At 69.8% G+C, this 20006-nt stretch carries 20 protein-coding genes; 11 read left to right on the top strand and 9 right to left on the bottom strand.

The features are described 5' to 3' along the window. Nucleotides 1-111: 111 nt before the first annotated feature. On the top strand, nt 112-1704 hold the full coding sequence (locus tag M5C98_RS22760) for an ABC transporter substrate-binding protein (RefSeq protein WP_272549768.1): 1593 nt from the start codon (nt 112-114) through the stop codon (nt 1702-1704). Between the two features lie 13 nt (nt 1705-1717). On the opposite strand, the gene M5C98_RS22755 is transcribed toward M5C98_RS22760, so the two are convergent. The 3 genes from M5C98_RS22755 to M5C98_RS22745 all read right to left on the bottom strand — a co-directional run bounded on the left by M5C98_RS22755 (nt 1718) and on the right by M5C98_RS22745 (nt 3868). After that, on the bottom strand, nt 1718-2326 hold the full coding sequence (locus M5C98_RS22755; protein WP_272549767.1) for a glutathione S-transferase family protein: 609 nt from the start codon (nt 2324-2326) through the stop codon (nt 1718-1720). A 130-nt stretch (nt 2327-2456) separates the two neighbouring features. Then, entirely contained in the window at nt 2457-3434 is a 978-nt protein-coding gene (locus M5C98_RS22750; RefSeq protein ID WP_272549766.1) for a 2-dehydropantoate 2-reductase, read from the bottom strand. Nucleotides 3435-3544: 110 nt separating this feature from the next. Continuing rightward, complete coding sequence (locus tag M5C98_RS22745; protein ID WP_272549764.1) at nt 3545-3868, bottom strand: hypothetical protein; 324 nt, start codon at nt 3866-3868, stop codon at nt 3545-3547. A 222-nt stretch (nt 3869-4090) separates the two neighbouring features. On the opposite strand from M5C98_RS22745, the gene radA reads away from it, so the two are divergent. The 7 genes from radA to M5C98_RS22710 are packed head-to-tail and all read left to right on the top strand — an operon-like array spanning nt 4091 to nt 10286. Next, nucleotides 4091-5470: a DNA repair protein RadA gene (gene radA / locus M5C98_RS22740; protein WP_272549763.1), complete on the top strand. Its 1380-nt coding sequence runs from the start codon at nt 4091-4093 to the stop codon at nt 5468-5470. Nucleotides 5471-5529: 59 nt separating this feature from the next. Beyond that, nucleotides 5530-5979: a glycerate kinase gene (locus tag M5C98_RS22735; RefSeq protein WP_272549761.1), complete on the top strand. Its 450-nt coding sequence runs from the start codon at nt 5530-5532 to the stop codon at nt 5977-5979. Nucleotides 5980-6021: 42 nt separating this feature from the next. Next, nucleotides 6022-6960: a branched-chain amino acid transaminase gene (locus tag M5C98_RS22730; protein ID WP_092744587.1), complete on the top strand. Its 939-nt coding sequence runs from the start codon at nt 6022-6024 to the stop codon at nt 6958-6960. Between the two features lie 5 nt (nt 6961-6965). Next, nucleotides 6966-7172, top strand: a complete 207-nt coding sequence (locus M5C98_RS22725) for a zinc-finger domain-containing protein (RefSeq protein WP_272549760.1) — start codon at nt 6966-6968, stop codon at nt 7170-7172. A 3-nt stretch (nt 7173-7175) separates the two neighbouring features. Continuing rightward, nucleotides 7176-7976, top strand: a complete 801-nt coding sequence (locus M5C98_RS22720; protein WP_272549759.1) for a glycosyltransferase family 2 protein — start codon at nt 7176-7178, stop codon at nt 7974-7976. Further along, nucleotides 7973-9292, top strand: a complete 1320-nt coding sequence (locus tag M5C98_RS22715) for an O-antigen ligase family protein (RefSeq protein WP_272549758.1) — start codon at nt 7973-7975, stop codon at nt 9290-9292. The genes M5C98_RS22720 and M5C98_RS22715 overlap by 4 nt, the downstream gene beginning before the upstream one ends. A gap of 19 nt (nt 9293-9311) precedes the next feature. Continuing rightward, nucleotides 9312-10286, top strand: coding sequence for a glycosyltransferase (locus M5C98_RS22710; RefSeq protein WP_272549756.1), 975 nt, complete (start codon nt 9312-9314; stop codon nt 10284-10286). Between the two features lie 33 nt (nt 10287-10319). On the opposite strand, the gene M5C98_RS22705 is transcribed toward M5C98_RS22710, so the two are convergent. From M5C98_RS22705 to M5C98_RS22680, 6 genes are all read right to left on the bottom strand, one after another. Further along, nucleotides 10320-11186 carry a branched-chain amino acid transaminase gene (locus M5C98_RS22705; RefSeq protein WP_272549755.1) on the bottom strand — a complete coding sequence of 289 codons (867 nt, stop codon included), beginning with the start codon at nt 11184-11186 and terminating at the stop codon, nt 10320-10322. Between the two features lie 35 nt (nt 11187-11221). Next, the gene (locus M5C98_RS22700) at nt 11222-12460 is read right to left on the bottom strand and encodes a DUF6421 family protein (protein ID WP_272549754.1); all 1239 of its coding nucleotides are present in this window, start codon (nt 12458-12460) and stop codon (nt 11222-11224) included. 19 nt (nt 12461-12479) lie between these two features. Continuing rightward, a complete protein-coding gene (locus tag M5C98_RS22695) occupies nt 12480-12995 on the bottom strand; it encodes a hypothetical protein (RefSeq protein WP_272549753.1) in 516 nt (171 codons plus the stop codon). Between the two features lie 638 nt (nt 12996-13633). Beyond that, a complete protein-coding gene (locus M5C98_RS22690; protein WP_272549752.1) occupies nt 13634-14854 on the bottom strand; it encodes a HAMP domain-containing sensor histidine kinase in 1221 nt (406 codons plus the stop codon). 3 nt (nt 14855-14857) lie between these two features. Then, nucleotides 14858-15574, bottom strand: coding sequence for a response regulator transcription factor (locus M5C98_RS22685; RefSeq protein WP_272549751.1), 717 nt, complete (start codon nt 15572-15574; stop codon nt 14858-14860). A 181-nt stretch (nt 15575-15755) separates the two neighbouring features. After that, nucleotides 15756-17090, bottom strand: a complete 1335-nt coding sequence (locus M5C98_RS22680; protein ID WP_272549750.1) for an AmpG family muropeptide MFS transporter — start codon at nt 17088-17090, stop codon at nt 15756-15758. Between the two features lie 103 nt (nt 17091-17193). On the opposite strand from M5C98_RS22680, the gene M5C98_RS22675 reads away from it, so the two are divergent. The 3 genes from M5C98_RS22675 to M5C98_RS22665 all read left to right on the top strand — a co-directional run bounded on the left by M5C98_RS22675 (nt 17194) and on the right by M5C98_RS22665 (nt 19942). Further along, nucleotides 17194-17865 carry a helix-turn-helix domain-containing protein gene (locus tag M5C98_RS22675; protein WP_272549749.1) on the top strand — a complete coding sequence of 224 codons (672 nt, stop codon included), beginning with the start codon at nt 17194-17196 and terminating at the stop codon, nt 17863-17865. A gap of 128 nt (nt 17866-17993) precedes the next feature. Next, nucleotides 17994-18926, top strand: a complete 933-nt coding sequence (locus tag M5C98_RS22670) for a DMT family transporter (protein ID WP_272549748.1) — start codon at nt 17994-17996, stop codon at nt 18924-18926. 116 nt (nt 18927-19042) lie between these two features. Beyond that, nucleotides 19043-19942, top strand: a complete 900-nt coding sequence (locus tag M5C98_RS22665; RefSeq protein WP_272549747.1) for a M48 family metallopeptidase — start codon at nt 19043-19045, stop codon at nt 19940-19942. Nucleotides 19943-20006 lie beyond the last annotated feature (64 nt).

The raw sequence follows: 20006 nt of genomic DNA, 5'->3' as shown, positions 1-20006 counted from the left end.
TCGGCGCCTGCGGCCACGGCCTGCATAACGTTAGAACGACAAAGTCGTTCGCCGCGCGGGGGGCCGCGGGCATAGTGGCCGCACTCCTCGTTGCTTCAGGGCCTTTGCACCATGCGCTTTTCGCTTTCCCTCGCGGCCACCCTGGCCGCTGCCGCCTTCACCGTGGCCACGCCGCTGGCCGCGCAGGCCGCCACCTTCCGCTTCGCCCGTTCGGCCGACGTGTCCTCGTGGGACATCCATGCGCAGAACGTGGGCGTGAACAACGCGCTGCATTCGGCGGTGTATGAAACGCTGGTCGAATACAACAGCAAGACCTTCAAGCCCGAGCCGCAGCTGGCCACCGCCTGGAAGCGGGTCAGCCCCACGCAGCTGCGCATCACGCTGCGCCAGGGCGTGAAGTTCAGCGACGGCTCCGCCCTCACGGCCGACGACGTGAAGTTCTCGCTGGAGCGCGCCAAGGCCAAGACCTCCAACTACGCCGTCTATACGCAGGGCATCGACCGCGTGGAGGTGGTGGATGCCCACACCGTGGACATCTTCTCGGAGGTGCCCAACCCGGTGCTGGTCAACCAGCTGACCGAGCTGCGCATCATGAGCAAGCCCTGGGCCGAGAAGAACAACGCCACGGCGCCAAAGGACATCAAGACCAGCGACGAGCCCTACACGCACCGCAACACGCTGGGCACGGGTCCGTTCGTGCTCAAGTCCTGGGCGCCCGACCAGCGCCTGGTGCTGGCCGCCAACCCGCACTGGTGGGGCAAGGGCCAGTTCGGCGGCAACGTGACCGACGTGGTCTATACGCCCATCAAGTCCGACGCCACGCGCACGGCGGCACTGCTGTCGGGCGAGGTGGACTTCGTGCTCGACCCCAGCCTGCAGGACGTGCCCCGCATCCGCCAGCAGCCGCAGCTGAAGGTGCTGGACGGCGCCGAGAACCGCACCATCTTCCTGGGCCTGGACCAGTTCCGCGACGAGCTGCAGAACTCGAACGTCAAGGGCAAGAACCCGCTCAAGGACGTGCGCGTGCGCAAGGCCCTCTACCAGGCCATCGACATCAACGCCATCCAGCGCGTGGTGCTGCGCGGCCTGGCCCAGCCCACCGGCGCGATCATCGCGCGCCAGGTGAACGGCTGGACCCCGAAGGCCGACGTGCGCTGGCCCTACGACCCCGCCGCCGCGCAGAAGCTGCTGGCCGAGGCCGGCTACCCGCAGGGCTTCGAGGTGGACTTCGCCTGCAGCGCGGGCCGCTACATCAACGACGAGCAGCTGTGCCAGGCCATCACGGCCCAGTGGGCCAAGGTGGGCGTGAAAGCCAGGCTGCGCTCGCTGCCCTTCGCCACTTACTTTCCGATGATCCAGCGCAACGAGGCCAGCATCTACCTGCTGGGCTGGGGCGTGCCGACGTTCGATGCGTTCTATTCGCTGCAGTCGCTGATCCGCTCGCCGGGTGCGGGGGGCGACGGCAACTTCAACCTGGGCCGCTTCAGCGACCCGCAGCAGGACGCGCTGATCGAGCGCATCAAGAAGGAAACCGACGCCGCCACGCGCAACAGCCTGATCGAGCAGGCGCTGGTGCAGGACCACCAGCGCATCTCCCACATCCCGCTGTACAACCAGGTGATCCCGTGGGCCGCCTCGCAGAAGGTGGAGATCATCCACCGCGCCGACAACCGCATCGACTGGCGCCTGCTGAAGGTCAACTGAGCCGCCAGCCGCCTCACTCCATCGACCGCTGCACTGCCGGCCGCACCGCCACGCGCTGCGCGTGCGCATGCACCTTGGGGAACCGGGCGATGTCCACGCCATCGCTTTGCAGCCATCCACCCACGGTGAACAGGTAGCCGTCGCTCACCGAATAGGCCTCGCCCAGCACCCACGGGCCGTCCAGTTGCCGTTCGATCAGATCGAAGCACTCGGTCATGTTGGCGCCCACCTTGCGCTGCATCGCGGCGATGGCCTCGGGCTCGTCGGCCCAGCGGCTGGCGCGGGGCCGGTGGGCGTGGGCCACATGCACGGTGGAGGCCAGGTAGCTGTTGAACTCCTGCATGCGCGCGAACCCGTGGGGGTCGGTGGGCGCCAGCCGGGCGGCGGGGAACCGCTGGGCCACATAGGCCAGCAGCGCGGGCGTCTCGGTCAGCACGCCGTGCTCGGTGACCAGGGCCGGCACGCGGCCCTTGGGGTTGATGGCCAGGTACTCGGGCGTGCGCTGCTGCTGGGCCTTGAAGTCCATGCGCACCAGGGTGTGTTCGGCGCCGGCTTCGTTCAGGGCGATGCGCACGGCGTGCGCGCAGGTGCTGGTGCCGTAGTAGAGGGTCAGCGAAGACATGGGGCGTTCCAGTCGGGGTTTGCTATTGAAAAAGGAGCTTTCACCGCTTGATTGCCTAGGGGTTCAAGGTAAAAAGGCCTTGATAGGCAATGAATGCTAGGGCGTTCTGCTATGGTTTTTGATGCGCCACTCAGTACAGGCCACGCACCCGCGCCATCAGCCGCACCAGGCCCAGCAGGGCGTCGGTGTGCGGCGTGGGCACGGCGGTGAGGCGGCCCAGCTCATGCACCGCGCCCACCAGGGCGTCGATCTCCAGCGGCTTGCCGGCCTCCACGTCCTGCAGCATCGAGGTCTTGAACGCGCCGAGCTTGCGGGTGACGGCGTGGCGGTCTTCGGGCTGCTGGTCGATCGGCAGGCCCAGCCGCTCGCCGATGGCCTTGGCCTCGCGCATCACGTCGGACGTGAAGGCGCGCACCAGATCGTCGTCGAGGATGCGGTCGGTGGTGGCGCCGGTGAGCGCGCTGATGGGGTTGACCGTCAGGTTGCCCCAGAGCTTGAACCACACGTCCTGCTGGATGCGGGAGGACACCTCGGCCTCGATGCCGCCGCGCCGCAGCATGCCGGCCAGTGCCTGCAGCCGCGGCGTGGGCGCGCCTGCGGGCTCGCCCACGATGAGCCGGTTGCCGAAGTGGTGGCGCACCACCCCGGGCGCGTCGAGCGAGCAACTGGTGTGGACCACGCCGCCGATCACCTGGCCGGCCGGCACGGCACGCGCCATGGCGCCCGAGGGGTCCACGGACTGCAGCGCCTGGCCTTGCGCGGGGCCGCCGCAGCCGTCGAGGAACCACCACGGCACGCCGTTCATCGCCGTGAGCACCAGCGTGTGGGGGCCGATCAGTGGCGCGATGCGGGCGGCCACGTCGGGCAGGGCCGGCGCCTTGACGGCCAGCACCACGAGATCCTGCACGCCCAGGGCGGCCGGATCGTCGTGCGCGCGCACCGGCGTGGCGTGCTGGGACCCATCGGGTTGAACGAGGCGCAGGCCCTGCGCATCGAGGGCCTGCCGCGTGGCGCCGCGCGCCACCATGGACACGTCGCCGCCTGCACGCGCCAGCGCCACGGCGAGCCAGCCGCCGATGGCGCCCGCGCCATAGATACATGCCTTCATCGGAACATCCGCCTCTGCAGGGACCGGCCGAACGGCCGCGAAGCGGTGGATGTTAAGCGCTCCCCGCGGGAAGCGCCGGGGGAGGCGGCAGGGGCGCGGTCAGCGCGCGATCACTTGGCGTCGCTGGCCGGCTCGGAGGCCGCGGTGGCCGGTGCCGGCGTGCTGCCGCCGAACACGGCGCCGCCGGCCGGGGCGGAGGACGAAGGGGTGGAGGACATGCCGGCGTCCGGCGAAGGCGTGGCCGGCGTGGCAGGCGTGGGCGTGGCGGGGGTCGTCGGAGCCGGGGTGGTGACGGGTGCCGTGTTGGTGGGGGTGTCGGCCGGCTTGTTGCGGTCGCAGGCGGTGAGCGCCAGGGCGGACACGACGATCAGCGGGGCGGCGGCGAGCCAGCGGCGGGCGGGGGTGGCCGAAGCGTTCTGGGTGGTTGGGGTCATGGGTTCATCTCCTTGAATGGCGTGCGGCGGACTGCCGCTGGAATGGGCATGCTAGGCAGCCTGGCGGGAGCGCGGGGTAGGATAGGGTTGACATCGCAATTGCTTACTTTCAGGCCGCGCACCCCCGATGGCGCCCGGCTTGGGGCCGCTGCGGGCCGGCCCGCAGCCGGGCATGCTGCCCCGCTGCGATCCCCCCTGCTGCCCCGTTCCCCGATCCCTGCCATGGCCAAAGAAAAAACCCTCTTCACCTGCTCCGAGTGCGGCGGCACCAGCCCGCGCTGGCTGGGCAAATGCCCTGCTTGCGGTGCCTGGAACACCCTGGTCGAAACCGTGGCCGAGGCCGCTCCGGGCAAGAACCGCCTCAGTGCGCCGCAGTTCTCGGGCCTGGCCCAGGCCCAGGCGGTGATGCCGCTGGCCGCCATCGAGGCGACCGACATCGCCCGCACCCCGAGCGGCATCGACGAACTGGACCGGGTGCTGGGCGGCGGCATCGTGGAAGGCGGCGTGGTGCTGATCGGCGGCGACCCGGGCATCGGCAAATCCACGCTGCTGCTGCAGGCGCTGGATGCGCTGCAGCGCGTGGGCCTGCCCACGCTGTACGTGACGGGCGAGGAAAGCGGCGCGCAGGTGGCGCTGCGCTCTCGCCGCCTGGGCCTGGACCACAGCCAGGTGAACGTGCTGGCCGAGATCCAGCTGGAAAAGATCCTCGCCACCATCGACGCCACCCAGCCCGCCGTGGCGGTGATCGACTCGATCCAGACGGTGTACTCCGACCAGCTCACGAGCGCCCCCGGGTCGGTGGCGCAGGTGCGCGAATGCGCTGCGCACCTCACGCGGGCGGCCAAGGCCTCGGGCGTGACCATCATCCTCGTGGGCCACGTCACCAAGGAAGGGGCGCTTGCCGGCCCGCGCGTGCTGGAGCACATGGTCGATACGGTGCTGTACTTCGAAGGCGACACGCACAGCCAGTTCCGCCTGGTGCGCGCCATCAAGAACCGCTTCGGCGCGGTCAACGAGATCGGCGTGTTCGCCATGACGGAAAAGGGCCTCAAGGGCGTGACCAACCCGAGCGCCATCTTCCTGAGCCAGCACAGCGAGCCCGTGCCCGGCAGTTGCGTGCTGGTCACGCTGGAGGGCACGCGGCCCATGCTGGTGGAGATCCAGGCGCTGGTGGACGAGGGCGGCCCCAGCCCGCGCCGGCTCTCGGTGGGGCTGGACCGCGACCGCCTGGCCATGCTGCTTGCGGTGTTGCACCGGCATGCCGGCGTGGCCTGCATGGACCAGGACGTGTTCGTTAACGCAGTGGGCGGCGTGCGCATCAGCGAGCCGGCGGCCGACCTGGCGGTGATGCTGTCCATCACCTCCAGCCTGCGCGGCAAAGCACTCCCCCGCGGGTTCATTGCCTTCGGCGAAGTGGGGCTGGCCGGCGAGGTGCGCCCGGCCCCGCGCGGGCAGGAACGGCTCAAGGAGGCGGCCAAGCTGGGCTTCAGCGTGGCCGTGGTGCCCAAGGCCAATGCGCCCAAGAAGCCCATCGAGGGCATCACCATCCACGCGGTGGAGCGGGTGGAGGAGGCGATGGAAGTGGTGCGGGGCATGGGCTGAAAACCCCTACGCACCATCCACACCGGGGGGCTTTGACTGCCATAGGACAATCTCGCCCCATGAATCTGCGCAACCTCTTCATTCCCGTCGGCATCGCGGTGCTGGTCTTCGCCGCCCACCGCTCCTACGGCTGGCAGGGCGTCATGGCGGTCGGGGGCGGGCTCATGATGTGGGCGCTGCTGCATTTCACCCGGCTCATGAACGTCATGCGCAAGGCGGCCGACCGCCCCATCGGCCACGTGGGCAGCGCCGTCATGCTCAATGCCAAGCTGCGCAAGGGGGTCAATCTCATGCACGTGGTGGCCATGACGCGTTCGCTGGGCGAGCCGCTGTCGGCCGACGGCGAGGAGCCTGAGCGCTACCGCTGGACCGACGGCACGCAGTCGCACGTGACGTGCGAATTCCGGGCCGGCAAGCTGGTGGAATGGGCGCTCGTGCGGCCCGTGCCGCAGGAGGATGCGCCCCAGGCCCCCGCGGATGTGGCGGCCCCTGCCCGCGCAGACTCGTAAAATCGCCGGTTTTGCGACTTCCAGCAATTCCAAAGGAACCCCATGAGTCCCGTAGCTCCCTCGATGGCCGACCGTGACGGCAAGATATGGATGGACGGCCAGATGGTCGATTGGCGCGACGCCAAGATCCATGTGCTGACCCACACGCTGCACTACGGCTGCGGCGCCTTCGAAGGCGTGCGTGCCTACAAGACGGCCGACGGCACGGCGATCTTCCGCCTCGAGGAGCACACCGAGCGCCTGTTCAACAGCGCCAAGATCCTGCGCATGACCATTCCGTTCACCCGCGACGAGGTGAACGAGGCGCAGAAGGCCGTGGTGCGCGAGAACCAGCTCGAATCGTGCTACCTGCGCCCGCTGACCTGGATCGGCTCGCAGAAGCTGGGCGTGTCCCCCAAGGGCAACCAGATCCACCTGATGGTGGCGGCCTGGGCCTGGGGCGCCTACCTGGGCGAAGAGGGCATGCAGCGCGGAATCCGCGTCAAGACCAGCAGCTACACGCGCCACCACGTCAACATCACCATGACGCAGGCCAAGGCGGTGAGCAACTACACCAACTCGATCCTGGCCAACATGGAGGCCCTGGACGACGGCTACGACGAGGCCCTGCTGCTGGACGCCTCCGGCTTCGTGTCCGAGGGCGCGGGCGAGAACGTCTTCATCATCAAGAACGGCGTGGTGTACACGCCCGACCTGTCGGCCGGCGCGCTCAACGGCATCACGCGCAACACCATCGTCCACATCTGCAAGGACCTGGGCCTGGAGCTGGTGCAAAAGCGCATCACCCGCGACGAGGTGTACATCGCCGACGAGGCCTTCTTCACCGGCACCGCCGCCGAAGTGACGCCCATCCGCGAACTCGACCGCCTCGCCATCGGCAGCGGCTCGCGCGGCCCGATCACCGAAAAGATCCAGAGTGCCTTCTTCGACATCGTGAACGGCCGCAATCCCCAATACGCCCACTGGCTCACCAAGGTCTGAAGAACATGTCGCAAGCCATCGTCGAACTGGTCGCCAAAGACCTCAATCCCCAGGGCGGCGTCTTCTGCCCCAGCCCCAAGGCGGACATGAAAATCTGGAACACGCACCCCAAGGTGTACCTGGACGTCGCCCACACCGGCGAAGCCAAGTGCCCCTACTGCGGCACGGTGTACCGCCTGAAGGCGGGAGAACGCGTTCATTCCGGCCACTGATTGATGCCGGCTGAACGCGGCGGCGCGGCACGGCCCACGCTCACGGTGGCGGTGCTGACGCTGAACGAGGGCCACCGCATCGGGGCCTGCCTGGCGAGCGCATCGTTCGCCGATCAGGTCGTGGTGGTGGACAGCGGCAGCACGGACGACACCGTGGCCGTAGCGCAGCGCCTGGGCGCGCAGGTACATTCCTATCCCGACTGGCAGGGCTTTGCCGTGCAGCGCAACCGCCTGCTGGCGCATGCCACGGGCGACTACATCTTCTTTCTCGACGCGGACGAGGTGATGGCACCCGACTTTCGCGAAGAGCTGCAGGCCATCGTGCGCTCGGGCGAGCGCGCGGTGTGGAAGATCCGCTGGCGCATGGTGGCCTTCGGCCACGAACTGCGCCACCTGCGCACGACCTCGGCCATCGAGCGCCTGTTCAAGCGCGACATGGTGCGGGAATACGTGGGCGTGGTCCACGAGGAAGCCGTGCTCACCGAGCCCGGCGCCCCGCGCCATGTGATGCGCGCCCGGCTGCTGCACCACTCGCGCGAGACGGTGCGCGGCAGCCTGGAAAAGCTCACGCAGTACGCCATGCTGGGCGCCGCCAAGCGCGCGGCGCTGGGCAAGCGCGGCGGCGTCGTGCGCGGTCTGGCCTCCGGCGGCAGCATGTTCGTGCGGCTCTACGTGCTGCGGCTGGGTTTCCTGTGCGGTGGTGCCGGGTTCCTGTACTGCCTGTTCGTGGCCCTGGAGGCTTTCTTCCGGTATGCCGCGCTGGAGTACGACCGCGACCACCTGAGCGAGAGCGTGCGCCGGTGAAGCCTTCGGATGCCTTCGCGCGCCTGTCCGGCGTGGCGGCTTTCATGGTGCCCGGCCTCGCGCTGTGGCTGCGCTCCGGCTATTCGTGGGGTGCCGTGGTGCTGCTGCTGTGCAGCCTGGCGACGGCCGGCGTGTGGCTGCGCCGCCCCCCGGGCCGCGCGGCCTGGTGGCTGTTCGCCTCCATCGTGGCGATGGGCTTCGTCTGGGCCCTCGACTTCGACCCCGCGCAGGGCGGCTGGTCCAACCTGGACCGGCCGTCCAAATACCTGCTGGCGCTGCCGTGCCTTTTCTACCTGCTGGCCTACCCGCCCCGCGCGGTCTGGCTGTGGTGGGGGCTGGCCGCGGGCGCGTGCGGCGCGGGGCTCATCGGCATCTACCAGACCGGCGTGCTGCACCTGCTGCGCGCCAACGGCTACACCAATGCCATCCAGTTCGGCGGCCTGAGCCTGCTGCTGGGCCTGATGTGCTCGGCGGCGCTGCTCGTGCAATGGAGCCGCTGGGCGCCCTGGCAGCGCGTGGGCTGGGTCGTGTGCATCCTGCTGGGCTTCGAAGGCTCGCTGCTGTCGGAGTCGCGCGGTGGCTGGCTGGTGCTGCCGCTGGCATTGCCCCTGTGCGCCTGGCTGCAGGCCCGCTGCGGCCAGCGCCGGCTGGCGATGGCCGGGGCGGCGCTGATCCTCGCGGGCATGGCCGGGCTCATGGCGCTCAAGGCGCATGACGTGCGCACCCGCATGGACGAGGCGCGCCAGGAAATCACCCAGTACGAATCGAAGGGCGATGCAGCCAGCTCGGTCGGCCAGCGGCTCGCGCACTGGAAGCTGGCCTGGTCCATGGGCATCGACCGGCCGCTCACCGGCTGGGGCCGCTATGGCTACGAGACCGAAAAGCAGCGGCGCGTGGCCGCCGGCCTGGCCCACCCGTTCGTGCTGCAGTTCAGCCATGCGCACAACGAGGTGCTCGATATTTTCGCCAAGCGCGGCCTGCCCGGCGTGGCGGTGCTGCTGCTGTTCTACACCGTGCCGCTCGTGCTGTTCTGGCCGACGCGCCGGCGCGTGTGCCGGGCCGTGGAGGAGGGCGGCGTGGACCCGCAGGTGCTGTGCCTGCGCCTGGTGGGCGTGCTGCTGCCCATCGCCTACATCGGCTTCGGGCTCACGCAGGTGTTTTTGGGCCACAACAGCGGCACCATGTTCTACCTGTTCATGTGCATGCTGGTGCTGGCCATCCTGCAAGGCCGCGAGCGCGACGCGCTGCAGCGGCGCGCCGCCCGGGCCGCGGCGTCCGGCACGGGACTGCCGCCCGCCGCCGCCGCATCCTCCTGACCGCCAAGAAGGTTCCGCCATGCACGTGCTGCTCGTCAACAACTCCCCGATCCCGGTCTATGGCTATGGCGGCACCGAGCGCGTCATCTGGGACCTGGGCCAGATGCTGGTGCGCCTGGGCCACCGCGTGAGCTACCTGGTGCCCGAGGGCTCCACCTGCGACTTCGGCGCGGTGCTGCCCATCCGGCCCGATGCGCCTTGGGATTCGCAGATTCCCGCCGACGTGGACATCACCCACTTCCAGTTCAACCCCCGCACCGAGATCGGCACGCCCTACCTCGTCACCGAACACGGCAACGCCCGAAAGCCCAAGCCGCTGCCGCGCAACACCGTGTTCCTCTCGCGCGACCATGCGGCGCGCTACGGCTCCACCGAGTTCGTCTACAACGGCCTGCAGTGGGAAAGCTACGGCGCCGTGGACTTCGCCCGGCCCCGCGACCATTACCACTTCCTGGGCAAGGCGGCGTGGCGCGTGAAGAACGTGAGCGGCGCCATCCGCGTGGCCAAGCTGGCCGGGGTGGAGCTGGACGTGCTGGGCGGCGACCGCATCAACTTCCGCCGGGGCTTTCGGTGGACGCTGTCGCGCCGCATCCATTTCTTCGGCATGGTGGGCGGCGCGCAGAAGACCGAGCGGCTCAACGCCTCGCGCGGGCTGATCTTTCCGGTGCGCTGGCACGAGCCCTTCGGCCTGGCCGTCATCGAGAGCCTTTACTTCGGCTGCCCCGTGTTCTCGACACCCTACGGCGCGCTGCCCGAACTCGTGCCCGCCGAATGCGGCGTGCTGGCGGACAACGCCGGCGCCCTGGCCGAGGCCGTGCGCGCCAACCGCTTCGACCCCCGGGCCTGCCACGACCATGCCGTGCGCCACTTCGGCGCCGAGCGCATGGCGCGCGACTACCTGCGCATGTACGAGCGCGTGCTGGCAGGCGAGACCCTCAACGCCCAGGCCCCCGTGATCCAGGGCGAGGCCCGCTCGCTCGCCTGGCGCAACTGATCCGGAAGCGGCGGTGGGCGTGCCGCCAGTGCTTCACGCCCCTACGATGTCCCGGTAATGCTCCGACACCGCGCGCGAGACCTCGCCGATCTTGAAGGTGTGGGAGTCGATGGCCCTGACCGGCTGGATTTCGTAGGCGGTGCCGCAAAGAAAGACCTCCTCGGCGGCGAACAGCTCCCGCAGCGAAAGCACCCGCTCCTGCACGCGCAGGCCCAGCGCCTGCGCGATGCCGAACACGGCCTGCCGGGTGATTCCGTTCAGCACGTAGTCGGTGGGCGGCGTGACCAGCGCTCCGTGGCGCACGGCAAACAGATTGGCACCGGTCGATTCCGCGACGTTGCCCTGCGCGTCGAGCAGCAGCGCGTCGTCCGCGCCCTGCCTTGCGGCCGAATGCCGGCTCAGCACAGCCAGCGCGTAGTTGCCGGCGCACTTCGCCTGTACCGGGCTGGAGGCCGGGCCCGGGCGCACCCATTCCGATACCGCCAAGCCGATGCCCTGGCTGCGCGCCTGCGGCCCGAAGACATCGGGCCAGTCCCACACCGCGATGGCGACGTGCGGCACGGCCCCGGTGGGCAGCATGGACAGGGTTTCGCTGCCCAGCCAGGCCACGGGCCGCAGGTAGCCCGTGCCCACGCCTTCGCGGCGAATCAGGTCCCGCGCCGCGCTGTCCAGTGCGTCCACGGCGAACGGTAGGTTGAAGCCGATCAGGCGGGCCGAATCGATCAGGCGCTGGTGGTGTTCGGTCAGGCGGAACGGGCGGCCGCCGTACACGCGAATGCCCTCGAACACGCTCTGCGCATAGTGAAGCCCGTGGCTCAGCACATGCAACTGGGCTTGCTCGCCCTTCACTACTTCGCCATCCAGCCAGATATGGCGGATGGATTGGGCCAGATTGCTCATCGCTGTTTCTCTCGAATAGACAAGGGGTGGGCCGTTCAGTACGCCAGGTCGGCGAAATGGAGTTCGTGCGACGGTCCGGCCGCGGCCAGCAACGCCTGCAGCCGGGGCGGCATCTCGAAGCGGTCGCCTGGCTGGCTCGGAGGGTTCAGATAGCGGTGCACCAGCTGGCGGGCCTTTTCCCTGTATTCGTCGCTCAGCGTCGTTCGCTCGAAGGCCTCGATTTCCACCACCAGATGGCGCAGCGCTTCATACACCGCTTCCCGCCGGATGGCCGTGATCCGGTCTCCCTGCATGGCGATGGCGCCGTGCTCTGCAAGCCATTCGAAGAGGAACACCCCGGTGCCGGAGTCGAAATTGCTGCGCACGTCCGCCTGCACGGGGTAGCGGAACAGCCGCTCCAGCAGCACGAACTCGACCACCGACGGGCCGTAAGGCACGTCGGGGCTCAGGCATTCCAGGATCACCTGGCTGTCCACCTTGATCTCTTCGAGCAAGCCGGCATGCCAGTTGAGCTTGAGCTGCAAGTGGCCGTCGAGCGGCAGCGGGCCGCAGTGGTGGTAGTAGTCGTGCAGGTAGCCCCAGACGCAGCGCGCGCGATAGCAGTCCTGGGGCGGCAGGGCGTGCGAAGACTGCAGCCATTGCGCCGCCAGCTCGGGGTCGAGGATGGCCGCGGTATTGCGCACCGTGATCTCGTCGTAGATCTTCTTGAACTTGTTGAAAAAGAAGAGGGCGTATTGCTGGCTGGAGACCTTGCTGCGGGTTCGGATGTTCTCCGGGAAGAACACGATGCAATTGCCCTCCATGAAGCCGGTGGAGGCGGCCAGCAGGCGGGTGGATTCGCATTTGTTTTTCGGGTGCGGGTGGGTCCGTTCCAGCGCGCCGACCTCGGCGGGGTCTTCCCGCCGGGCAATGAAGCATTCAAGGTGGTAGCCCCGCGGGGCAGGGCCGTTGGCGGTGATCACCGGGCCGATGAACAGGTTCTCCGATCCGTCGGGCGGCGGCGTGTAGGCATCGCGGACGCGGTCGAAGCAGGGGCTCGAATCCAGCCCCTGGGCGATCCATTCCCCCACGTCCTGCGCCCAGGGTTCGACCATGCCGTGCTGGCCGAAGTGCTGGTACAGGGCGGTGGCGGTGCGCTGGATGTCCTGCAGCGCGATGCGGTCCTGGGCCACGGGGTTTTCGATGCTGCCGTCGAACCGTTGCCGCAGGCGAAAGGCGTTCACCTGCCGTGTGAGCAGCGGGATGGCCGGGTGTCGGTGGGTGGTGGTTTGCATGGGCGGGTCCGGCCGGGGCTCAGGCGGCCGCATGGACCGTGAAGCCCATCGGCACGGGGCCGAAGTCCTGCACCACCTTCAGCCCCAGCGATTGGGCGGCCTTGGCCGTGGTGATGCACCCCTCGGTCTTGCCGTGCCGGCAATCCACGGCGGCCTGCGCATTGCTGTTGACCAGGGACAACTGGGCGCCAGGGGGCGCCAGCCGCTGCGGCGCGGGATGGGTCGAGATGGTCTGCGGGGGCTCGCCGGTGCGCGACGCCAGGATCATGTTGAAGGTGGGCATCACGAAGATGTCCACCATCTGGAAGCGGCTCAGGTTGGAAAACACCAGGGTGTGCAGGTCGGGGTAGGCGACGCAGCCCAGCAGGGCGATGGCCGGATCGTCTTTCAACTCCTCGGCCGCGATCTCCAGGGTCGGGTGAAGATGCACGGCGCCTTTTCGGCCGTTGCGCTTGAACCATTCGTGGGCCGCGGCTTCGCAATTGGTGCCGGCGGGGCCGAGGGTGTGGATGACCCGGATGTCTTGGACTGGCATGTTGAAAATTCTGTGAATTGGATGGGGTGTGGCGGACAGGGCTGCGCCGCCGGGTGTCGCTGGCGCGTCGGGATTACCGTGCTGCTGGCCAGGGGCGTTGCCATCCGGTGCGGCGCGCAGGGCTGCGATCCCGGGGGATGGGCGGCAAAGGACGGTGCCTGCAGCGCAGGACCTGTGGTGCTTGGTGGACGCGCCGCACCCGTCGGAGGGTCGCAGCCGGGTGGCGTTTCGCTGGCGGAACGCGCGGCGTCAACGGGTCTATCCGGTCGGGCCGCTGCCGCAAGGGCCCGGGGGATGGCGTCTGGAGATGGGGTGCGCTGTGTTCATTGGATGACCTCCCTGATGCGGTTTGGGCCGTGAGCCCCCGCAGTTTCTGGATGCCCACGGTATTCCGTTGGGCGGAACGCAGCATACGGGAAAGGGCTTGGCGATGCCACCCGGGCGGTGGGACCAATTCGCTGATCGGGCGAAACAGATGTGTCCATGCGAAACAGGAGCGGGCCAGGACAGGTGCCGGAGCGCAGCGCGTGGACCGCCCCGACCGATGTGATCGCCATGGCGGGGCAGCGCCGTGGCGCCGCCTTCCATCCGGCCCATCGCCTCGCCCGTGGGCCTGGGCAGGCCGGGGTCAGGTCAGATCAGGTATTCGCCAAGGGCAGCGTCAGCACGAAGCAGGCCCCGCTCTCGCCGTCCGGGCGGTCTTCGCATCGCACCGTGCCGCCCGAGCGCTCTGCGATGGACCGCACCAGCGCCAGCCCCAGGCCCACGCCGCCGGCGCGCTCGCTGGCGCCGGGCAGCCGGTAGAAGGGCTCGAAAATGCGCTCGCGCTGCGCCGGGGGCACGCCGGGGCCCTGGTCGCACACGCGCACTTCGGCGTGCGTGCCGGTGCGCTGCAGCCCCACCGTGATGTCGCCCTGGCTGTAGCGGCGGGCGTTCTCCAGCAGGTTGCGCAGGGCGCGGCGCAGCAGCTTGGCCACGCCGTGCACTTCCAGGCCGTCCGCGCTGGCGGCGCCGGCGTCCAGCTCGGCATCCACCCGCACGCATTCTTCGGCCGCCAGGCCCAGCAGGTCCACCAGTTCGATGGTGCCCATGTCCGCCTCGCGCGCATCCAGGCGGCTGGCGAGCAGGATCTCGTCCACCAGCTGGTCCAGCTCGGCGATGTTGCGCAGGATCTCGTCGCGGAACGCCGGGGACGGGGCCGAGCCCTGCATCAGCTCCAGCCCCATGCGGATGCGCGTGAGCGGCGAGCGCAGTTCGTGCGAGGCATTGGCCAGCAGCGACTTGTGGGATTTGACGAGCGTCTCGATGCGCGCGGCCGCGGCGTTGAACTGGCGCGCCAGATCGGCCACTTCGTCATGCCCGGTCTCGGCCACGCGCACGGACAGGTCGCCTTCGCCGAAGCGCTGCACGCCGCGCTGCAAGGTCTCCAGCCGCTGCAGCAGCCGCCGGATGATGGGGAACACGCCCACGGCCACGGCCACGCCGACCAGGCCCAGCATCCACAGGAAGCCGAACGGCGGGCGCGTCCAGAACGCCACCTCGCCGCGCCGGTCGGGGCCGGGCGGCTTCGGGCGCGGCGCCATCTGCAGCGAGAACACCTCGCCGCCCTCGGCCTCCACGCGGAACTCCAGTCCCTCGGCCGGCCCGTTCGGGATGCGCGTGGCCAGCCCGCGCAGCACCGGCTCGCCGCGCGCGTTGATCAGCACCATCTCGCGGGCGGGCGGGGTGGGGGGCGTCTGCGCGTTCTGGTCCGAGGCGATGCGCCAGGCCCACCCCACGGCCAAGGTGAGCACCGCCACGCCGACCACCACGGCCAGCCAGATGCGCAGATAGAGGCGCCGGGAAAACGGGTTGGACATGGGTCAGTCTTGCTGCTTGGCGAACACATAGCCCACGCCGCGCACGGTGAGGATGCGGCGGGGGTTCTTGGCGTCCTGCTCGATCGCGGCGCGGATGCGGCCCATGTGCACGTCGATGGAGCGGTCGAAGGCCTCCAGCTCACGGCCGCGCACGGCCTCCATGATCTGGTCGCGCGTGAGCACGCGGCCCGCGCGTTCGGCCAGCGCCACCAGCAGGTCGAACTGGTAGGAGGTGAGTTCGGCCGCCTGGCCGCTCACGGTGACGGTGCGCGCGTCGCGGTCGATCTCCAGCGAGCCGAAGCGCAGCACCTGCGCCGCGGGCGTGCCGCCGTCGGTGCGCCGGCGCAGGATGGCGCGGATGCGGGCGAGCAGCTCGCGCGGCTCGAAGGGCTTGGGCAGGTAGTCGTCGGCGCCCAGCTCCAGGCCGATGATGCGGTCCATCGGGTCGCCCTTGGCGGTCAGCATGAGCACCGGCACCTGCGCCGCCGGCCCCTGCAGCGAGCGGATGCGGCGGCACACTTCGAGCCCGTCCATGTCCGGCAGCATGAGGTCCAGGATCACCAGGTCGGGCAGGGGCCCCGCATCGCCCCCCTGCAGGCGCGCCATGCCGCTCTTGCCATCGGCCATGTGCGTCACTTCCAGGCCCGACTGGCCGAGGTATTCCCCCACCATCTGGGCGAGGCGGAAGTCGTCTTCGATCATCAACAGTTGAGAGCTCATGGCGGGTGTCCTTGGGGGAGGCTTCATCGTCGCGCCAGGGGGCGTCGTTGCGTTGAAGTCCCCGTAAAGTTAGGTAAACCAGGGGCGTGAACCCTGCCCGGGCCATTTTGCGGCCGCGCAGGCCGGCCAGGCGTGGCGGGCGTCGTTTGCTACTGAATTAATAGCTGTATCGGCATGAAAATCAACGGCATGGAGGCGTTTCGATCCTGGAAGCCAGCGCCACCAGCACCAGCACCGGCAGGCCCAGCAGCGCGGTGCCCACGAAAAACTCGGTGTACCCGAAGGCATCGACGAAGCGCCCCGAAAACCCCGCGATCCACTTGGGCGCCAGCAGCATCATGGAGCTGAACAGCGCGTACTGCGTGGCCGAATACTGCACGTTGGTGAGGCTGGACAGGTAGGCGATGAACGCCGCCGACGCGATGCCCCCCGCCAGGTTGTCGGCCGAAATCACGAAGACCAGCCCCGTCACGTCGTGCCCGCGCAGGCCCAGCCAGGCGAACAGCAGGTTGCTGACCGCGCTGAGCACCGCGCCCAGCATCAGCACGCGCATCACGCCCAGGCGCATGGACAGCACGCCGCCCACGAAGGCGCCGGCCAGCGTCATCAGCACGCCGAACACCTTGGTGACCGCGGCGACCTCGTCCTTGGTGTAGCCCATGTCCACGTAGAACGGGTTGGCCATGATGCCCATCACCACGTCGCTGATGCGGTAAACGGCGATCAGCGCCAGGATCAGCGCCGCCTGCCAGCGGTAGCGTTTGACGAAATCCGCGAACGGGTCCACCAGCGCGCCGCGCAGCCACTCGGCCGGGTTGCGCGCGGGCGGCAGCGGGCGCGGCACGGGTTCGCGCGACAGCAGCACGGTCGCCGTGCCCACCAGCATCGACACGGCCATCGTCAGGTAGGCGGCCTGCCAGGCGCCGTGCTGGTAGCCGCCCAGGCCGGGCACCTCGGCGCGCGCGGCCACCCACAGCACGCCCGCGCCGGCCCAGATCATCGCCAGGCGGTAGCCCGTCTGGTAGGTGGCGGCCAGCGCCGCCTGGCGGTCGGCATCGGCCGACTCGATGCGGAAGGCGTCCAGCGCGATGTCCTGCGTGGCCGAGCCGAACGCCACGGCCAGCGCGCACCACACCAGCGGCTCCAGCGCCACGCGCGGGTCGTTGAACGCCATGCCCACGAGGCCCGCCATCACCATCGCCTGCGACAGCACCAGCCAGCCGCGCCGGCGCCCCAGCCAGCGCGTGAGCAGCGGCAGCGGCATGCGGTCCACCAGCGGCGCCCACATCCACTTGAACGCGTAGGCCAGGCCCACCCAGCTCAGGTAGCCGATGGTCGTGCGGTCCAGGCCCGCCTCGCGCAGCCAGAACGACAGCGTGCCCAGCACCAGCAGCAGCGGCAGCCCGGCGGAGAACCCCAGGGCCAGCATGCGCAGGCTGGCCGGTTCGAGATAGACGAGCCAGGCTTCGCGCCAACTGCGGCGGGGGGCGGAGGCGGGGGCGTGGTCTGGGGGCATCGGGGGTGGGGCGGGCAGGCGCGGTGGAGGGATCGCGTGGATTATCCGCACCGCTTCGCGCGATTCACCGAGCCGGGCCGGGCAGGGCCGCTACGATGCCGCCATGGGTCCCGCCGCCATCCTCCATCCCGCCTGCTCGGTGCGCTGCTACAGCGGCGAACACGCCGCGCACGCACACGGCCACGCGCAGGTGCTCTACGCGCTGCACGGGCGCATGGAGCTGGAGGTGGCGGGCCGCGCCGCCTTCGTGGACACCACCTGCGGCATGGTGATCCCGGCCGGCACGGCACACGCGTTCCTGGCCCCGCCCGGCGCGCGGATGTTCGTGATCGACGCGCCCGACCAGCCCGGCGTCGAGCGCGTGCGGCGCTTCGCCATCGCGCCCGAATACCGGGCCTTCGCTGCCGCCGACGATGCCGCGCTGCGGCTCGCCCAGATCCTGCAGGCCCCGCGCGTGCTCGCGCGCCGCGCCATTGCGCCGGAGCGGCTGGAGCGCGCCGTGCGCGCCGCCCTGCACGAGGACTGGCCCACGGCGCGCATGGCTGCGCTGTGTTGTTTAAGCCCCCAGCGCTTTCATGCCCGCTGGCTGGCGCTGACCGGCCGTACGCCCCAGGCGTGGCTGCGCGGCGAACGGCTGGACATGGCCGCCCGCGAGCTGGCGAACGGCCTGCCGCTGGACACCGTGGCCCTGCGCACCGGCTACGCGAGCGCGAGCGCCCTGGCCTATGCGCTGCGCCGCGACCGGGGCACCGGTGCACGCGCCCTGCGCGCCTGAAATCGGTTGCTATTATTTTTATAGCTATACGCCCTAGTGATCATTGCACTGGAGGCCGATGGGGCCCATAGCCTGCTTCGCCGCACTTCGAGTGTCGCTCGACATTTGCTTTGCCCGCACGCGACACCATGGCGGGTATGACGACTTCCTCCCAATCCACCCGCGGCATCGCTCTGGTGCTGCTGGCCTCCACCCTTTGGGGCACCACCGGCACGGCGCAAAGCCTGGGCGCGGGTGGCCTCTCGCCCTTTTGGGTGGGGGCCGCGCAGTTGGCCGTGGCCAGCGTCTTCTTCTCGGTGCTGCTCATCGCTGCGCGCGGGCTGGCGCGCCATCGCGCCGCCCGGCTCGGCCAAACCGCTGCTCCCGCCCTCTCGGAGCGCCTGCCCGCGCCTTGGCTGGCGCTGGCGTCGGCGGGCGTGGCGGGCTACAGCATCTGCTTTTACGCCGGCGTGCAGTTGACGGGCGTGGGCGTGGGCACGGCCGTGGCGATCGGCAGCGGCCCGATCTGGGCCGGGCTGATCCAGGCCGTGCTGCTGCGCTCGCCCCTGATCGGCCTGTGGTGGCTGGGCACCGCCGTCAGCGTGGCCGGCGGCGTGCTGATGGTGCTGAGCAAGGGCGCGGCGGGCGCGCCGTCCTGGCCGGGGCTCGCGCTGTGCCTGCTGGCCGGCCTGTCGTACGCCAGCTACGCGCTGGTGAACAAGCGGCTGGTGGCACGGGCCACGCCCGGGTGGGTCAACTTCTGCGTGTTCACCGGCGCCGCGCTGCTGGCGCTGCCGGTGGCGTGGCTGCTGGCCGGCGTGCCGCAATGGAGCCCGCCGTCGCTGGCCGTGGTGGTCTATCTGGGCGTGGTGGTGTCCGGGCTGGCCTACGTGGCGTTTTCCAGCGGCTTGCGCCACATCGCGGGCGCCACCAGCGTCACGCTGACCCTGGTCGAGCCGGTGGCCGCTTTCGTGCTGGCGGTGGCGATCGTCGGGGAGCGTCAACCGCTGGCGGCCTGGAGCGGCCTGGGGCTGGTGCTGCTCGGCCTGCTGGTGGTGATCCGCGCGGAACTGCGCAGGTAGATCGATAGGGCGATAGGGGACGCCGCCGGGCTTCGGATCAGCACCCCGGAAAAACCGCCCATGCATGGGTTCCGGCTGACAGACCGGGGCCCTGCCGTGCGGCTAGACTGCCGCCCATGTCGCACCTGCCCACCTCCGATTCCAGCGTTCCCGCCTCTGCCGAGGGGGAGTCCGCCCTGGCCTGTTGCCGTTTTTGCAGCCTGCGCGGCGGCACCTGGAACGCGCGGCGCGGCTTCCTGCTGGCGGCGGGGGCGGCCATCGCGGGGCCGGCGCTGGCGCAGGTGGACGTGGGGTCTGCCTCGGGCATGCGCAAGCTGGTGCCGGCCGAGACGATCGAGACCGCCGCCAACCAGCAGTACAGCGAGATGATGGGCAAGGCCAAGGCCCAGCGTGCCCTGGCCGGCGCCGACAATGCGCAGCTGCAGCGCCTGCGCGCCATCGCCCAGCGCCTGATTCCGTTCACCGCCCAGTGGAACGACCGCGCCCGCCAGTGGCAGTGGGAGGTCAACCTGATCGGCAGCAAGCAGATCAACGCCTTCTGCATGCCGGGCGGCAAGATCGCCTTCTACACCGGCATCCTGGACCAGCTCAAGCTCACCGACGACGAGGCCGCCATGATCATGGGCCACGAAATGGCCCATGCGCTGCGCGAACACGCCCGCGCCCGCCTCGCCAAGAGCCAGGCCACCAGCGTGGGCCTGTCGCTCGGCGCCCAGCTGCTGGGCCTGGGCGATCTGGGCAACGCGGCGGCCAACCTGGGCACGCAGCTCATCACCTTGAAGTTCAGCCGGGGCGACGAGACCGAAGCCGACCTGGTGGGCCTGGAGCTGGCCGCCCGTGCCGGCTACAACCCCGACGCCTCGGTCAGCCTGTGGCGCAAGATGGGCGAGGCCACCGCCGGCCAGGGCGGCATCGCGTTTCTCTCCACCCACCCCAGCGGGCCGCAGCGCATCCGCGAGCTGGAGCAGAACGTGCCGCGGGTGCAGGGGTTGTACCAGGCGGCGCGGCGGGGGTGAGCGGGGTGCCATGGTGAAGTCACGGGGGCCGCAACGGCCCCTTTTTTTGGCCTTGGTGCCCCCC

Origin of the sequence: Acidovorax sp. NCPPB 3576, assembly GCF_028473605.1 — a bacterium.
GTDB lineage: Bacteria > Pseudomonadota > Gammaproteobacteria > Burkholderiales > Burkholderiaceae_C > Paracidovorax.
Note: the sequence above shows the minus strand (reverse complement) of the source record. Positions and strands in the feature narration are given on the sequence as shown.

What these genes read in the sequence shown, in the direction of transcription:
- M5C98_RS22665 (WP_272549747.1), top strand. Translation starts at nt 19,043, where the DNA reads ATGTCGCACCTGCCCACCTCCGATTCCAGCGTTCCCGCCTCTGCCGAG.
- M5C98_RS22720 (WP_272549759.1), top strand. Translation starts at nt 7,176, where the DNA reads ATGCCGGCTGAACGCGGCGGCGCGGCACGGCCCACGCTCACGGTGGCG.
- M5C98_RS22675 (WP_272549749.1), top strand. Translation starts at nt 17,194, where the DNA reads ATGGGTCCCGCCGCCATCCTCCATCCCGCCTGCTCGGTGCGCTGCTAC.
- M5C98_RS22670 (WP_272549748.1), top strand. Translation starts at nt 17,994, where the DNA reads ATGGCGGGTATGACGACTTCCTCCCAATCCACCCGCGGCATCGCTCTG.
- M5C98_RS22690 (WP_272549752.1), bottom strand. Translation starts at nt 14,854, where the DNA reads ATGTCCAACCCGTTTTCCCGGCGCCTCTATCTGCGCATCTGGCTGGCC.
- M5C98_RS22730 (WP_092744587.1), top strand. Translation starts at nt 6,022, where the DNA reads ATGAGTCCCGTAGCTCCCTCGATGGCCGACCGTGACGGCAAGATATGG.
- M5C98_RS22705 (WP_272549755.1), bottom strand. Translation starts at nt 11,186, where the DNA reads ATGAGCAATCTGGCCCAATCCATCCGCCATATCTGGCTGGATGGCGAA.
- M5C98_RS22760 (WP_272549768.1), top strand. Translation starts at nt 112, where the DNA reads ATGCGCTTTTCGCTTTCCCTCGCGGCCACCCTGGCCGCTGCCGCCTTC.
- M5C98_RS22680 (WP_272549750.1), bottom strand. Translation starts at nt 17,090, where the DNA reads ATGCCCCCAGACCACGCCCCCGCCTCCGCCCCCCGCCGCAGTTGGCGC.
- M5C98_RS22685 (WP_272549751.1), bottom strand. Translation starts at nt 15,574, where the DNA reads ATGAGCTCTCAACTGTTGATGATCGAAGACGACTTCCGCCTCGCCCAG.
- M5C98_RS22710 (WP_272549756.1), top strand. Translation starts at nt 9,312, where the DNA reads ATGCACGTGCTGCTCGTCAACAACTCCCCGATCCCGGTCTATGGCTAT.
- M5C98_RS22695 (WP_272549753.1), bottom strand. Translation starts at nt 12,995, where the DNA reads ATGCCAGTCCAAGACATCCGGGTCATCCACACCCTCGGCCCCGCCGGC.
- M5C98_RS22700 (WP_272549754.1), bottom strand. Translation starts at nt 12,460, where the DNA reads ATGCAAACCACCACCCACCGACACCCGGCCATCCCGCTGCTCACACGG.
- M5C98_RS22755 (WP_272549767.1), bottom strand. Translation starts at nt 2,326, where the DNA reads ATGTCTTCGCTGACCCTCTACTACGGCACCAGCACCTGCGCGCACGCC.
- M5C98_RS22725 (WP_272549760.1), top strand. Translation starts at nt 6,966, where the DNA reads ATGTCGCAAGCCATCGTCGAACTGGTCGCCAAAGACCTCAATCCCCAG.
- M5C98_RS22750 (WP_272549766.1), bottom strand. Translation starts at nt 3,434, where the DNA reads ATGAAGGCATGTATCTATGGCGCGGGCGCCATCGGCGGCTGGCTCGCC.
- radA (WP_272549763.1), top strand. Translation starts at nt 4,091, where the DNA reads ATGGCCAAAGAAAAAACCCTCTTCACCTGCTCCGAGTGCGGCGGCACC.
- M5C98_RS22735 (WP_272549761.1), top strand. Translation starts at nt 5,530, where the DNA reads ATGAATCTGCGCAACCTCTTCATTCCCGTCGGCATCGCGGTGCTGGTC.
- M5C98_RS22745 (WP_272549764.1), bottom strand. Translation starts at nt 3,868, where the DNA reads ATGACCCCAACCACCCAGAACGCTTCGGCCACCCCCGCCCGCCGCTGG.